The 14,440-nt window shown below is 46.2% G+C and carries 15 protein-coding genes and 1 riboswitch; of the genes, 2 read left to right on the top strand and 13 right to left on the bottom strand.

All coding sequences use genetic code 11. The annotated features are described in order from the left end of the window. Positions 1-39 precede the first annotated feature (39 nt). Both DESGI_RS17850 and DESGI_RS17855 read left to right on the top strand, forming a co-directional pair. Entirely contained in the window at positions 40-903 is an 864-nt protein-coding gene (locus DESGI_RS17850; protein WP_006520470.1) for a DegV family protein, read from the top strand. A gap of 15 nt (positions 904-918) precedes the next feature. Beyond that, positions 919-1,362, top strand: coding sequence for a YaiI/YqxD family protein (locus tag DESGI_RS17855; RefSeq protein WP_006520471.1), 444 nt, complete (start codon positions 919-921; stop codon positions 1,360-1,362). 46 nt (positions 1,363-1,408) lie between these two features. Here DESGI_RS17855 and DESGI_RS17860 read toward each other — a convergent pair whose 3' ends face one another. The 13 genes from DESGI_RS17860 to DESGI_RS17920 form a co-directional block, all read right to left on the bottom strand. Then, positions 1,409-2,164, bottom strand: a complete 756-nt coding sequence (locus DESGI_RS17860) for an ABC transporter ATP-binding protein (RefSeq protein WP_006520472.1) — start codon at positions 2,162-2,164, stop codon at positions 1,409-1,411. Between the two features lie 174 nt (positions 2,165-2,338). After that, positions 2,339-3,355 carry an ABC transporter substrate-binding protein gene (locus DESGI_RS17865; RefSeq protein ID WP_006520473.1) on the bottom strand — a complete coding sequence of 339 codons (1,017 nt, stop codon included), beginning with the start codon at positions 3,353-3,355 and terminating at the stop codon, positions 2,339-2,341. Position 3,356: 1 nt separating this feature from the next. After that, a complete protein-coding gene (locus DESGI_RS17870; protein WP_006520474.1) occupies positions 3,357-4,151 on the bottom strand; it encodes an ABC transporter permease in 795 nt (264 codons plus the stop codon). Then, positions 4,139-4,438 (bottom strand): thiamine-binding protein, encoded by a 300-nt coding sequence (locus DESGI_RS17875; RefSeq protein ID WP_006520475.1) that lies wholly within the window; start codon positions 4,436-4,438, stop codon positions 4,139-4,141. Before DESGI_RS17875 ends, DESGI_RS17870 begins: the two co-directional genes overlap by 13 nt. 82 nt (positions 4,439-4,520) lie before the next feature. Further along, a complete protein-coding gene (locus DESGI_RS17880) occupies positions 4,521-5,159 on the bottom strand; it encodes a thiamine diphosphokinase (protein WP_006520476.1) in 639 nt (212 codons plus the stop codon). A gap of 276 nt (positions 5,160-5,435) precedes the next feature. Further along, positions 5,436-5,543, bottom strand: a riboswitch (TPP riboswitch). Positions 5,544-5,621: 78 nt separating this feature from the next. Then, the gene (locus DESGI_RS17885; protein ID WP_006520477.1) at positions 5,622-6,359 is read right to left on the bottom strand and encodes an ABC transporter ATP-binding protein; all 738 of its coding nucleotides are present in this window, start codon (positions 6,357-6,359) and stop codon (positions 5,622-5,624) included. A gap of 341 nt (positions 6,360-6,700) precedes the next feature. Continuing rightward, positions 6,701-7,246, bottom strand: a complete 546-nt coding sequence (locus DESGI_RS17890) for a gamma carbonic anhydrase family protein (RefSeq protein WP_006520478.1) — start codon at positions 7,244-7,246, stop codon at positions 6,701-6,703. A 315-nt stretch (positions 7,247-7,561) separates the two neighbouring features. Then, positions 7,562-8,347, bottom strand: coding sequence for an ABC transporter ATP-binding protein (locus DESGI_RS17895; RefSeq protein ID WP_006520479.1), 786 nt, complete (start codon positions 8,345-8,347; stop codon positions 7,562-7,564). Between the two features lie 65 nt (positions 8,348-8,412). After that, entirely contained in the window at positions 8,413-10,197 is a 1,785-nt protein-coding gene (locus DESGI_RS17900; RefSeq protein WP_006520480.1) for a radical SAM protein, read from the bottom strand. Further along, positions 10,187-10,822 carry a class I SAM-dependent methyltransferase gene (locus tag DESGI_RS17905; protein WP_157872806.1) on the bottom strand — a complete coding sequence of 212 codons (636 nt, stop codon included), beginning with the start codon at positions 10,820-10,822 and terminating at the stop codon, positions 10,187-10,189. The genes DESGI_RS17900 and DESGI_RS17905 overlap by 11 nt, the downstream gene beginning before the upstream one ends. 140 nt (positions 10,823-10,962) lie before the next feature. Next, the gene (locus DESGI_RS17910) at positions 10,963-12,063 is read right to left on the bottom strand and encodes an ABC transporter substrate-binding protein (RefSeq protein WP_006520482.1); all 1,101 of its coding nucleotides are present in this window, start codon (positions 12,061-12,063) and stop codon (positions 10,963-10,965) included. Positions 12,064-12,145: 82 nt separating this feature from the next. Further along, a complete protein-coding gene (locus DESGI_RS17915) occupies positions 12,146-13,222 on the bottom strand; it encodes a FecCD family ABC transporter permease (RefSeq protein WP_006520483.1) in 1,077 nt (358 codons plus the stop codon). Further along, on the bottom strand, positions 13,215-13,970 hold the full coding sequence (locus DESGI_RS17920) for a DUF364 domain-containing protein (RefSeq protein ID WP_006520484.1): 756 nt from the start codon (positions 13,968-13,970) through the stop codon (positions 13,215-13,217). The genes DESGI_RS17915 and DESGI_RS17920 overlap by 8 nt, the downstream gene beginning before the upstream one ends. Positions 13,971-14,440: the final 470 nt, after the last annotated feature.

A 14,440-nucleotide genomic window follows, 5' to 3' on the forward strand; every position in this document is an offset into this window, starting at 1 on the left:
AATTATAACGGGAAAATGTATGAAAAATGGGGGAAATTAATGCTTGCAGAAAAAATTGCTCTAGTAACCGACAGCACCTGCGATCTGCCAGATGAAATATTACATAACCTTAATGCCTGGATACTGCCTTTAAAAATTATTTACAAGGACCGGGTTTTTGCTGATAGATTGGAAATACAGCCCCAGGAAGTATACGACAATCTTAAACGGGAAGTACCCACCACTTCACAACCATCTCCGGAGGATACCCGGTCACTGTTTGAAAAGCTCCGGAATCAAGGTTTTACACACGCCATAGCCATTCACATTTCCAGTGGGCTAAGCGGCACTTATGCAACAGTTAAAATGATGGCCAGGCAGTTTAATCAAATTAAAGTGGAAGTCATAGATTCCAAAGCACTTTCAGTTGCTCTGGGTTTTCTGGTGCAAGAGGCCAGCCGCTGCATTAAACGGGGTTTACATTTTGAAAAAATTGTTGCCCGGTTACATGAAATGCAAAAAGACGTAAAAGTTTTCTTTGTAGTAAAAACTTTGGAATATCTGAAGAGAGGTGGACGTATTGGTTATGTAGAAAGCACAGTGGGTCAGATTTTAGATATAAAACCAATTATATCCATCAACAACGAAGGTAAGTATTATAGCTACTGCAAAGCCCGGGGCAGAAAAAAATCAATCAACAAACTGGTGGATATTTTAAAGGAACAGACAGCGGGTAAAAAAATAAACCTGGCCGTAGCCCATGGCGATGCCCGGGAAGAAGCGGCAGCACTTTTGGACAAAATATTAGATATAAAGGACATAAATATAAATAATGCTATGTTTTGCCAATTAAGCCCTGTAATGGTGGTCCACACGGGTCGGGGCCTTATTGGCCTGGCCTACCACGAAGTCCGCGAGGATTAAAGAAAGGCTTGTACAATGAAAATTATAGTTGATGCCGATGCCTGCCCGAAAAATGTACTGCAAATCTGCTCCCTTTTGGCCGGGGATTATCAAATTCCCCTGTACACTGTAGCCAGCTTCAACCATAATATCATCTCCGACCACCATACCACGGTGGGCAATGCCTCCCAGGAAACCGATATAGCCGTTATGAATATGACCGCCAGGGGCGATATTGTGGTTACCCAGGACGGCGGCCTGGCCGCCATGGTGCTTGGTAAGGGAGCCGCGGGCATAGCACCAAGCGGCAAAATATACCGCAAAGAGACCATTGTGTTTTTGTTGGAGGAAAGGGAAACCAAAGCCAAGCTGCGCCGGGGTGGTAGACGCACCAGGGGACCGCGCAAACGTACACCCGAGGATGACCAGCGGTTTACCGCCAGCCTGCGCAGGCTGATTGAGGAACGTAGTAAAGTTTAATATTTCGGGACTTTAAGTGTAAGTTGTTAGAGGATTATTACACTCATTACTTCACCTGTAAAGCACACATAATTTTTCTTTTCAGAGCCAGAAAATCGGGGGCGGTAAATAATTCAGCGCGCCGCGGCCTGGGCAGGCGTACCGGCAGGTGCATGCATACCCTGGCAGGCCTGGGAGTAAGCACGTATACCCGGTCCGACAGAAAAATCGCCTCGTCAATATCATGGGTAACAAATAAAACTGCCTGCTTGAAATTATTCCAGACTTTAAGCAGCCACTGCTGCATACGGGTACGGGTTATGGCGTCCAGTGCTCCCAGGGGTTCGTCCAAAAGTAGCACCCGCCGCCTTGCCAACACAGTACGCATCAGTGCGGCCCGCTGGCGCATGCCGCCGGAAAGTTCAGCAGGGTAACAGTTTTCAAAACCGGCAAGCCCAAAAAGCGGCATTAACTCCCTGGCCTCATGCTGCACGGCTATCCGGTCTCTTCCTACGGCCCGGCGAGCCAAAATAACATTGTCCAATACGGTACGCCAGGGCAACAGCAAGTCCTTCTGGGGCATATAGGCCACTACTTCCCCCGCAGGCACCCCATACTGATCACCCAGCAGCACCCGTCCCCGATCGGGAGCAGTTAAACCGCAAATAATATTAAAAAGCGTGCTTTTACCACAGCCGCTGGGTCCAATGAGGCTGACAAACTCCCCCTCCAGCACCTGCAAACTTACGTTGTCTAAAACAGGCAGGGACGTACCGTTTAACAGAAATGACTTGGCCACCCCCTCCAAAAATATCTCTACCATTTTTGCCTCCAATCAGCCAGTAACGGTGTAAAAATTGAAAACAGCTGCGCAACAGCAATTGTGCATGTCAAATAAAAGGCAACGCACGGCGCTAAAAAAACAAAGTTAGGCTACCTGTATGCATCAGGTATGTACAATACTTTTTGCCGGCGTACGGCGCAGCTGTCAACCCGGTTATTCAGGCAAAAATTCGTTGGTAAAAGCCTTGTGGGTATCAATTATTTCAGGCAGCAAATTATTCTGATGCATCCATTTGGCGTAACGCTCCCACACCTGGTTATCTTGTTCCCCCCAGCGGGCGGCGTCATCCTGGTAGCGCGGGCTCAAATACTTCTGGCTGGCCAGTACCAGCTGCTCATCCAACTCGGGCACATCCTCCAGCAGTATCCGGGCGGCTTCATCAGGCTGTTCAATAGCCAGCGTATAACCTTTGGCCGTGGCCCGCATAAACTTTTTCACCAGCTCGGGGTTGTCTTTAATCAATTGCTCGCTGGTAATTAAAACAGGAGTATAGTAATCCAGTGCCGGTTCGAAATCACGAAGTTCCAGGAAATTCAGATCTAGACCCCTTTGTTCAGCCTCTATTCCGGTCCAACCATAATAGATCCAGGTAAAATCAACGTCCCGCTCAATAGCCGTAAAAAAGTCCGCCGAGCCGATGTTCAATATTTGCACCTTGCTGAAATCTCCGCCATCATTTTCCACCACTGCCTTGAGCACAGCTTCCTCACTGGGTGAACCCCAGCCACCATAACGTTTGTTCTCCATTAAGCGAGGGCTGGTAATACCTTTATCCTTTGTGGAGGCAAAACCAGAGGTATTGTGCTGTATTACCGCAGCAATGGATACCACCGGAACATCACTGGCCCGGGCCTGGGTAACGTCTTCCTGATAACTCACCCCAAACTGGGCCTTGCCGGTAGCCACCAGCTGGGTGGTACCACCCTGGGTGGGCTCTACAATAGTCACCTGCAGCCCCTCATCGGCATACCAGCCCTTATCCCTGGCCACATAAAGGCCGGTGTGATTGGTATTGGGCACCCAGTCCAGCATTACCGTAACGGGCTGCAGCTCCCGGTTATCCGGAACGGATGTCCGGTCATTTCGATCAGGTGAACCACTGCCGGAAGAACAGCCTGCAACAATCAACATTGCGACCAGTAACGCAATGGCAGTAATTTTTCTAAACATTTTAATTATTTCTCCTTTCATTATAGTACCAGGGCATAACCAGGCGGGCCAACAATTCAATCAATGTGTAAATTAGCAAGCTAACTAGTACAATAATAAAAATAGCGGCAAAAACCCGGTCCAGCTGATAAGCGTGGGTAGCCCTGGTCATAAATACCCCGAGACCGCTTACCGCGCCCAGCCACTCGCCTATAACCGCCCCCATGACTGAATAAGTGCCCGCAATTTTAAGACCGGCAAAAAAGGAAGGCAAGGCTGCTGGAAACCGCACCACCCTGATGACCTGCCAGCGGGAATAACCCATTACCCGCAGCAAATTAACCATATCCCCATCCGCAGACTGCATACCTTCCACCAAACTGACCACCACGGGGAAAAAGCAAACCAACGCCACCACTACCACCTTGGGCAAAATACCGTAGCCAAACCAGATAATAAACAGCGGAGCAATGGAAATAATGGGCACTGTTTGGGAAACCACCAGTAACGGGTAAAGCCCCTGCCGAACCCAGGGGTGCAGGTCCATCAGCACAGCAAGCACCAGCGCCACCGCAACTGCCGCCGCCAGTCCCGATACCGCCGCCAGTATAGTGCTCTTGGAATGGTTGGCCAGCAGCGGCAGCATGTCCCCAAGTGTTATAATTACCTGGCTGGGAGCCGGCAGCAGATATGGCTTGATGGCAAAAACACGCACACCGGCCTCCCAGACAGCCAAGAAAGCCAGCAAAAAAAACAGTGCAGGCCATAGCCTATTACCGGCTGCAACATGACCGCCTATGCGGTTTAGCCGCGACATGGCCTGTATTTGTCCACTTTTTCCGCCATGGTCACGCCTTCGGGTACATAGTCTATTTTGACCAGCGTCATTACCCGGCGCGCCCCCGCGTCGATGCATGCTTGCTGGGCTTTTTTCACTATCTCCAGCAATTCATCCAGATCCCCTTCCATGGTGGTTTCCATGGGACCTACTTCATATGGGACGCCGGACTGCTGTACTACTTCGATGGCTTTGTCCACCACGGCATAGCTGTCCCCATCAGGTACCTGGGGCAATACCTGAAAACTGACATTAATCGACGGCACCTTGCATCAGCTCCTGTCGTTAAGATTGGTTTGCTTGTCTTTCAACTTTCAACTTTCAACACCCGGCACCAAAGCCAAAGCGTTAATTTACTTTGATTAGCAACATTAATCCAGAAGCAATGGTTATCTCGGCCTTATCCCCGGCCAGCCGATTGCTTATACCGTATGGGTTACCTATGCTGAAGGTGGCATCCTTTAGCGGCCACCGGGCACAATGCACGCACACACCGGTGACCTTCTCGGTAAGGGGCAGCAGTGAGAATACATCACCGGGCCGGCCCTCAACAACAGCGGGTTGCTGCGGTGCCACCAGGCTGATTTCATTGTATTCATTGATAATCCTGGCAGGTACATGGTGTTCAAAAGCGACCCGCAATAGATGCACATTGGCCAGGGTATGGTCCATGCGGGTGCCCGTGGCACCTAAAATAACCACTTCATCCGGAGGGCCTGCCAGCGCTTCGGCTATGGCCAGAGCCGTATCTGTATCATCCTTTTCGGCGGGATACTCCTTAACAACCACGCCCTGCCGGTAAAAACTTTCCAGCAGAGACTGGTCTATGGAATCCATATCACCTACAATGACTTGGGGGACAATTCCCAAAGCAGCCGCATACCTTGCCCCGCTGTCGACACAAATCAACCGGTCAGCCCCGGCAAGAGCCCGGGCCAGCCACTGTAAATTATCTACTGTTCCCCCGGTCAATACAACACAACGCATTTGTTCACCATCCGTTAAGGTTTTATATAAGCGTAGCCCTAACCCACGTCCTTATTTTGCACATTGATAAGCACCCTCGGCCACCTTCCAGTTTCATTAACATGGAAAAGAACTTGCATTTTGCTCATAACTTTAGTCTCCCTTCATAAAACACTAATCAATCATAGCGGTTAATAAGAAAAAAGGCGGCCTCCGGACAACCAAACGGTTATCCAAAACCTGTTCATACACATTTCTTAAAATAAAAAAGCACACCCACAGGTCAGGTGCGCTTAAGATTGTCATTTATACCTTTCCTACGCGGGCATTACCCCGTTCAGGTTCATGGGTCAGGTGCTTACAGCCCTTTCTCAGCCCATACAATGAGCTCCCCCAGTTAGTATATTGGTTTTTCTTTATTATATATCATCGCATATTACAGTCAATAGAAAATTACCAACTTGGCAAGACCATGGCCCAATACTAAACCAGCAACTGCCCACTCATTTTAAACGGGCGAAGAAAACGCTGAACCGCCGGGACAGCGACTTCACCCGCCAGCAAACTTTTTAGCCCCCCTTTATATACAATGGCACCTGCATCTATTACCGCCACGTTATCTGTCAGATAGGGAATTTCGTTAAAATCATGGGTAACAAAAACTGTGGTGCTGCCGGTATTGGCCAGCTGTGTGCCTAAATCCTCCAAAAGTTCCAAACGTGTAGAAAAGTCAAGGGCCGAAAAAGGCTCGTCCAAAAAAATAACCTCGGGTTCCAGTACAAAAGCACGGGCCAGGCTGACCCGCTGTGCCTCGCCACCGGACAGGTGCAAAGGCTTACGATTACGGAGGGCCGTAATACCAAACCGATCCAGCCAGTAATCAACCCGGCGCTGCCTGTCCACCCCGGCAATGCCCCGGAAATGCATACCCTGAGCCACGTTATTAAAAACAGTTGTATTTAATAACAGAGGTTCCTGGAACACCACAGCCATGCGCCTGCGAAAGGTCAGGCTGTTTTGACCCGTCACTTTGTCCCCCCGAAAAAAAATTTCCCCGGCCGTGGGAGTTTCCAGTAAGGCAAGCACCTTTAAAAAAGTGCTCTTGCCCGCCCCGTTGGGGCCGATCACTGCCAGCCTTTCCCCTTCCTCAAGCCGAAAATCGCCGATCTGCAGAATAGTCTTTTTATCCCTTACCACGACTATATCTTTTAAAGTTAGCATAAACACTGCTCCTAAGTTATTGCGGTTATATATTTAATATACCAGTAAATTATTTTTACTACAATATTACTAGGGTAAAGTACCCCCTAAGCACTCTAATAAGAAAATTATTGCTAATCAAGAAAATTATTAAAACATAATTGCGCTAAAGGGAGCCGGAAAATAGTTGGATACATCCAATACTGTAATGTTTTCCAGAGGCAATAAAATAAACCCACCCTTCGCTGAAAGCTCATTGCACTTGATACTAATGTGATTCTTCCCCGAAGATGTTTTCTAAAGCTCTGCAAACAAAAACTCTGTAGTACGATATATATTTATAAAACGTCTAAATTAGTTAGCTAATCAATTTGACACTCTTCCAGTGTCACCTCAACCATGCCCCGGTGACAACGTGGAGGTAGGGCCAAATAATAGGCGGTGGCATCATTAAGGGATTGCCGCATTTTATCGGATATCTCGGCAACCACTTTTGCCGGCACCCCAAGCACCAGCTTATTGGGAGGAATAACGGTTTTTTCGGTAACCAACGCTCCGGCACCTATGCAGCACCCATCGCCTATTTCGGCCCAGTCCATAATGATGGCCCCCATACCCACCAGTACATGTTCCCCAAGGGTGGGAGTATGTAATATCGAACCATGCCCGATATGGCTCCTGGGCCCAAGCAAAGCCGTTTCACCGGGAAAAACGTGAATAACGCAGTTTTCTTGAATATTCGAGCCGGAACCTATCACAATCGCTCCCCAATCACCCCGGATGCAGGCCCCGGGTCCAATATAACAACCCTCTCCTATGGTTACATCTCCAATAATAGTAGCATCAGGATGCACATATGTACCCTTGCCGATGGACGGTTTTTTGCCCTCAAATTGGTAAATACCCATACAATACCTCCTCATTTATCACTACTGTAAAGCTAAATTAAAACACACACTATAATTAATTCTATCAAATTTTAAAAACAATTGTTTTACCAAAAAACATAAAATTTTTAAAATATTAATTATATCCATTACCAGTTGTTTTTCCTAAAAAAACCGATTAAAATTTTTTACAAAAAAGCGCTCGGCCCCCGATCGGCAAATGCCGAATCAGGGGCCGAGCGTGCAGTACTGCGTGGCCACTATCATATTATGCAACGCCGAATATTTTGTGCAAAGAAATTTTTAAAATTGCAGCCTATCAGTTTTCTTCTATCTTTATCCCGCAAGCAAAGGAATACAGGTTTTAATCGGCTCACCTTTGTTGTTACACGTATGGGTTATTTTAACGTTGATACCGTAGGCTGCTTTTAAGTTTTTCTCTGTAATCACTTCATCCACACTACCTACGGTAAAAACATTATTCCTTTGCATCAAGGCAACCTTAGTTGAACAAAGAAAAGCATGATCCGGAAAATGTGAGGTCATAATTACTCCCAAGCCCTTCTGGGAAAGACGGTTGATTTGCTCCAGCACCCTGATTTGGTTGCCAAAATCCAAATTGGAAGTAGGCTCGTCCATAACAAGAATCTCCGGTTGCTGGGCCAACGCCCGGGCAATTAACACCATCTGTCTCTCACCACCACTGATTTCGGTATAAATCCGGTCTTTGAGGAAAGAAACATTGAGGATATCTAAAGCTTCCTCAGCAATGTCCAAATCGGCCAAAGAGGGTGCCCCGGCTATGCCTAAGTAAGCTGTTCTGCCCATAACCACTACATCAATTACTTTAAAAGGAAAGGGTGGGGTATGAGCCTGAGGCACATACCCCAGCGCTTTGGCCAGGCGCCTGCGCGACCAGCCATGCACATTCTCACCATCCAGTAAAATCTTTCCCTTGCGCAGTTTCAAAAAGCCCAGGATAGTCTTAAATAAGGTAGTTTTTCCCACCCCGTTAGGTCCCAGAAGACACAGTATCTCCCCGGATTCCAGCTTGATGGATATATCCTCAACAACGTTTTGTTTACCATAGCCGCATGAAGCATGTTTAATCTCCAGTTTCAAAGGCTATACCTCCCTGGTTAACAGGCTATCCCATAAAGCGCGGAGCTTCACGGAAGCTCCCCCAGTCAGTCGTTTCGCCATTCCCACTTGTTGCTGGGCTTACTGAAAGAGCGGTTGATCTCCGCCAGGGAAAAATCCGACCCATAAAATTGTTTATAAAACCTGGCTGCCTCCGCCCATACATCAAAATGATATACCTCCGGATGAAGCATATTGGCCATATACAGTAAACCCAGGATCCACCGGGGGCTGCCAAAATCCCAGCCGGGAGCGGGGTGGGAATATATGCGTTTGTTCTTCACCGCACCAACATTTATCCCGGCTTTACAGCATTCCGCATAAAAATCCTCAACGGAAGAGGATAGGAAAGCCGATATAAATATAACATCCGGATTAAGGGCATTTAATTTCTCAACAGAAATTCGACTGCCGGGCCTGCCGGAACATTCTATTTCTTTATTTACACTGATCCCCCCGGCTGCTTCAACCAACTGATTTTCGAAACGCTTCCCCATCAGGCAAAAAAGCGGTTTTCCCATGGCATAATATACACGGGGCTTTTTCTTAACAGCAAGTAACGATATATTAATTAAAGAAATTTTTTCTTCTATATAAGCAACCAGTTCTGCGGCCTTTTCTTCCATCTGGACCAACTTGCCAAAATATCTGATTACCTCAAGGTATGAACCAATGTTTTGAATGCTTTGATGTAATTTTTGCAGTTCATTTTGGCCAAGCATACTTTCCCAAACCTGTACCACTTGTTTTATATCAGTGACGCCTATGGTGATTAAGATTGCTTCCACCATTTCCAGTGCTCTGGTAAAGGGGTAGCCTCCCTGAAAATCACCTTCCCGGTAATTTATTTCCGCAGGCAGTGCTTTTATGGGGATTTTCCAACCGCATTGCGGGCAAATATTGTTGCGGGCTGAATCAGACTCGGAAAATAGTAATTTTGCTCCCATCGGGCCGTAAAAGTCTCTTTTAAAGATAACCTCCCCGCAATTGGGGCAGAATGTATTGAGATAGTCCGTCCCGGGTGAATTAAAGAGATATACATAATTGAGATGTTTTCTTAAACTTTGATATAGATTTTCGGCAGACCGGATGGAGGGCTCCAAAGCCGGGTCAGCCCCTTCCAGAGGTATAAAGCGCATTAGTTGTAAAGGTATTTCCGGCGATATGTTGGCTAATTTCTTGGCCAGTTCCAATACTTCTTCCATATTATTATTTTGCAAAATACAAGAAACTTCCACATGGATACCACTTTGATAAAGCCTTTTAATATTTCTCAAAACCGGCTGAACCGTACCACCGCCACAATTTTGATATGCCCGGAGGGACAAGCCCTTAACACCTACATTGATAAAATCTAAATAACGAGTTATTTGGGCCAGTGATGTTTCAGTAAAATAGGCATTTGTGGAACAACCTACCAATAAGCCGTTTTTTTGGGCCAAGGTGGCTACTTTTAAAAAGGTAGGAAGTGATGCCAGTGGATCGTTAAGTAAAAAGGCTATGCCAATGCACTCATTTTTTACTGCTTCATCCACCACCTGTTGGGGAGATAATTCTCGTAAGGCTTTACTGGTAGGGGCCATTTCCTTAGCAATAACTGTGGAAAAACAGCCTCTACAATTAAAATTACAGCCCGTAGTGCTGATTTGCAGGAATTTCCCCCTCGGGTAGAAGTGCAAAACAGGCATTGTTTCAATGGAAATGGGGCATACAGTTAAGTATTTATTGGGAAAGAGCTCAATTATATTTTCCCCGTTGTTTTTATAAAGTCCACAGGCCCCGGTATTTCCTTCCGGAATGGTGCAGCCTCTTTCACAGATATTACATTTCATCTCTTCTTCTCCTTATCAATATCCATAACCCCGCTTCATCCCGGTTTATTTCAAAAAACGCTATTTTTGTATTCTGTAATATTTTAGTGAAAGCTTCTGGGGCATTCTCTCCAATGTTTTTATTCATCATTGCTCGCCAATTCTTATTATCTTTTTCCATTCTGGCAGCAATCTGCTTTTTAAGCTCCGCCGAACCAAAACCGCCGCCAATGTAAGCAACACCCCCCGGAGCAAGTACCCGGTATATTTCTTCAAAGGCCTTTTGTTGGTCTTCCCAAAAAAATATTGAACCCCTGCTTATAATCAAATTGATGGATTGATCAGGTAGTGGGATTTTTTTAACATCGGCAAAAAAAGTTTGCATTCTTGTTTTCAACCCGGCGGCAGAAATGTTGCTAGCAGCAATTTCTAGCATTTCCAGTGATTTATCCAATAAATAAATATAGAGTTCCGTAATGCTGGCCAGGGCAATGCCTAAATAACCGCCACCGCAGCCAATATCCAAACACTTCCCGGTGGTAATACCGGTCTTCTGTTTGATCTGTTCCGCAATAACAGGATAAATCGGGGCAAAAACTTCCCGGGCAATATTATCAAATTCGCAAACATTCATTTTTGTATCCATGTTTCCTATCACCTTTCTTCTTGGATGCTTTTAGAACAACATGCCAAAGAGGTTATTAAAATCTTCCGGATGACACAGTGGACAGCCAAAAGATTGCTTTATCAAGTTCTATTACTTCTATATCCATCCAGTTAAGTTAATTAGCCCTTTTGACTCAGTAGTGCTTTCGCTTGTTCATCAGTAAGAGTGTAGTGATAGAATTTCTTGTAAAAGTCTTTTACCTCCGCCACCATGTCGTAGTTAAACACCTGGGGATAGAGTAAATTGCCGAGCCATTTAAATCCGATAATCCGGTTAATTGAGGGCGGCCTGTCAAACCAGTTGTAAGGCGCATTGGGAATTCGATAGACACGATGTTGTTGGACAGCTTTAATTGCCTGCCAGGCCGGATCGCTCATAATCCCCTGATAGAATCCTCCCTGATTCTCTTGCCAGGTCAGGATTACCTCGGGATTCCATGACAGTACCTGTTCCATGGAAACCGGTGTCATGCCCGCGTTCATACCTCCCGCTCCTTGTTGAGTAACGTCAGCCACGTTAATTCCACCGACCACCTGCAGCGTTTCAATATGTCTTGAACCATCCGGTTCTGTCTCCAAGCCTTTCGGGCCTTCCGCATAATATACCCTGACACGCCGGTCACTGGGAATTTGGGCGGCTTTGGCTGTAACATCGTCAATTGTATTACGGCAATAATCAGATAATTCTTGAGCACGAGCTTTTTCGTCAAGCAGGTCCCCCATAAATTCCAGAGCCTTGTCCATACCCGTCACGGGAGCATCAATCAAAACCACCGGTATCCCCAATTGTTTCTGAATTTTATCGGCATTGGAAATCTCGGTATTGTTGATAGCGCCCATATTGATGAGCACATCAGGTTGTATTTTCAATAACTCCTCTGTATTACCGGTGTTCTTGGCATACCATCCTCCCAGATTGGGTAAAGACTGGTACTCGGGTAAAATAAACTTTTTTTCGTCGGGCCGCAATTCGTAATTCCACCCCACCATTTTATCCGGACACAACGCATAAAGCGCAATAGTGCCCACCGGGCTGGTTGAAAAGGCCGTCTGAATCGTGGCGGGAACAGTTACGGTTCGCCCCGCCATATCTGTAATCGTACGTGTTGCCTCATCCTGACCGACCGGTGTGGAAGCAGTACGGCCGCACCCGGCGAGACTTAATACAAACAGAACGATGATCGTCAAACCGAGCAAGCAGCTGATTTTTTTCTTATTCATCAGTTATTCTCCTCCTACCTCAATTATTTGCGGAAAATCTCCGACCAACTTTTACCAGCTACCTTATATAATCCTGTCGGGCTCACTCCCATCCTTTCCTGCCGGACACCAACAGGTAAAAGAAAAACGGTGCCCCGATGAGTGCGGTAAGAATCCCCAGGGGAATCTCCACAGAAGCCATGCAGCGGGCCAAATCATCAACAAGCAGCAAATAGGCACCTCCAAGAATAATTGACGTCGGCAGCAGTACTTTATAATTTGGACCGACAATCATGCGTGCCCAATGCGGCACGATCAACCCCACCCATCCGACGAGACCGCTAATTGATACAGCGGCCGCGGTCATAAGCGTAGAACACACAATGACAATAAACCTTAATCTTCCGGTCTCCAGTCCCATGGCCATAGCTTCTTCTTCACCCAGGGATAAAACATTCAGCCGCCACCGCAAAATATACAGGGGTATCCCCCCCAGCAGAATGGGAATTATTCCTGTCAATACATCTTGAGGTGTTATGGCGGCCAGGCTGCCCATCAACCAAAAGGTAATGGCCGGAAGTTTGTCATAGGGATCGGCTACGAACTTGATTAACGACGTGGCTGAGCTAAATATCGTGCCCACTAATACCCCGGTTAAAACCAGCACCAGCGTAGGATCCAGCCGGACCCTCCTACTGATAAAATAAGTAAGCATCACGGCAATAAGGCTGAAAATAAACGCTGATAGTTGAATACCGAAAACATTGAGTGAGAAATAAATACCTAGGGCAGCTCCAAACCCCGCACCGGCAGAGGCCCCAAGAATGTCTGGAGATACCAGCGGGTTTTTGAACATGCCCTGGTAGGCCGCCCCGGAAGTAGCCAGGGCGGCTCCAACCAGCAAAGCTGCAAAAATCCTTGGCAGCCTCACATTAAATACCACAATATCCATAGTAGCCGGCCAGGTATGAGTAATAGGAAATATTTTGGCGGCTAAAATCAAGAATAAATTGTCCAAGGGCACCGGATACCTACCAAGAGGGAAGGAAAGTATAAAAATCAAAAGGGCTATAACTACGAGAATTACTTCTTTATGCCAGTGTTTAAACGTTTTTGCTTTAAGTCCTTTCGCCCTCCCCAATTCCTCGCTGATCTTCCCGTCTATCATTTCATTAGACATTTTTTATCTCTGAACTTGATATTTTAACCATATTACAACCGTGTTCAAATATGGCCATACCGCCACCACCTTGCCGGACAAAACTCCATATCTTTGCATCAGTTATCACCGAGCCGGCCAAAGCCGAAATGCCATATGCAAATAGCCGTGGAGTTAAAGGCGTACTTGGTCCCACCAGGATCACCTTGCTTTTTCCTGCCAGCTGTAACAGGCGCGGGAGGGTTTTATTAATGAGCGTAGTAGCTGTAATAAAAACATAATCTTGCTGCGGCAAAAGGAATTCGCAGGCCGGGTCGGGGAAATCATCAGGCCCGGGACGCCGCTCAAGTACGGATATTTCACATATATTCTTTAATTGATCCAAATCCGGAAAACGCCCAATTACCGCCACTTTCTTGCCGGACAACAGATTGCTATAATATGTAAAAGCATTTGTTTGTTGATGGTTAGTCACGGAACACTTTGTCATCCGCTCGACCTGTTCTTTGGTATTAATAGCGGAATTGATCGCTGCCAGGGCAACCGCCGCCTCTAAATTGTTCCACGATTTGATATAACCCGCCAGTTCTCGCACACTCATACCCACAATATCGCCAGCCATGCTGCTTAAACCGCATCCTTCTTTTGGTGTCATGGCAACACCGGTGGTTTTTGATTTGACCAGAATCCAATGAAGCCCAACACAACAATCACTTACCATTAAGTCCCGGGGCACGGACTCAATTAATTCGTCATAGATTTTCCACATTATTACCTACCTCCTCACCCGTTTCTTGAACAAACTTTTCTCCTTTCTATACAAAATCACACCCCTTTGCGGATTAATTCACCTGCTGTAAAAGCATAAAGGTTTTTGTGCTTGGCTAAAACCTGAGTAAGCAACTAACTAGCTTATTTATACATAAATATATATAACATTATATAACATAATTACTCATGATAATATTTGCCTAACACAAAAAACTTAAATAGACATAACAATACATAACGTGTTTTAGGTAATAATAAATTATGGTAAAATATTTGTCAATAGACTTGAATCTATAAACCGGGTTAAACACCATTATTAGTGTCTATATCCCTGAGTCGCAGTGTGGGTCATTAACTGACTTATGGCTTTACCGTTATGCATGTTCCTCTATTCGGTTTCCCCACAAGATAAGCCAGTTAATAGCGGACCTTACAACATTTGTCCAATGCTTTAGTACATGCAGATAA

Origin of the sequence: Desulfoscipio gibsoniae DSM 7213 (assembly GCF_000233715.2) — a bacterium.
GTDB lineage: Bacteria > Bacillota > Desulfotomaculia > Desulfotomaculales > Desulfallaceae > Sporotomaculum > Sporotomaculum gibsoniae.

Coding starts and splice junctions, on each gene's coding strand:
- DESGI_RS17870 (WP_006520474.1), bottom strand. CDS start 4,151: ATGTCGCGGCTAAACCGCATAGGCGGTCATGTTGCAGCCGGTAATAGG.
- DESGI_RS17850 (WP_006520470.1), top strand. CDS start 40: ATGCTTGCAGAAAAAATTGCTCTAGTAACCGACAGCACCTGCGATCTG.
- DESGI_RS17920 (WP_006520484.1), bottom strand. CDS start 13,970: ATGTGGAAAATCTATGACGAATTAATTGAGTCCGTGCCCCGGGACTTA.
- DESGI_RS17880 (WP_006520476.1), bottom strand. CDS start 5,159: ATGCGTTGTGTTGTATTGACCGGGGGAACAGTAGATAATTTACAGTGG.
- DESGI_RS17860 (WP_006520472.1), bottom strand. CDS start 2,164: ATGGTAGAGATATTTTTGGAGGGGGTGGCCAAGTCATTTCTGTTAAAC.
- DESGI_RS17890 (WP_006520478.1), bottom strand. CDS start 7,246: ATGGGTATTTACCAATTTGAGGGCAAAAAACCGTCCATCGGCAAGGGT.
- DESGI_RS17905 (WP_157872806.1), bottom strand. CDS start 10,822: ATGGATACAAAAATGAATGTTTGCGAATTTGATAATATTGCCCGGGAA.
- DESGI_RS17885 (WP_006520477.1), bottom strand. CDS start 6,359: ATGCTAACTTTAAAAGATATAGTCGTGGTAAGGGATAAAAAGACTATT.
- DESGI_RS17910 (WP_006520482.1), bottom strand. CDS start 12,063: ATGAATAAGAAAAAAATCAGCTGCTTGCTCGGTTTGACGATCATCGTT.
- DESGI_RS17915 (WP_006520483.1), bottom strand. CDS start 13,222: ATGTCTAATGAAATGATAGACGGGAAGATCAGCGAGGAATTGGGGAGG.
- DESGI_RS17865 (WP_006520473.1), bottom strand. CDS start 3,355: ATGTTTAGAAAAATTACTGCCATTGCGTTACTGGTCGCAATGTTGATT.
- DESGI_RS17900 (WP_006520480.1), bottom strand. CDS start 10,197: ATGAAATGTAATATCTGTGAAAGAGGCTGCACCATTCCGGAAGGAAAT.
- DESGI_RS17855 (WP_006520471.1), top strand. CDS start 919: ATGAAAATTATAGTTGATGCCGATGCCTGCCCGAAAAATGTACTGCAA.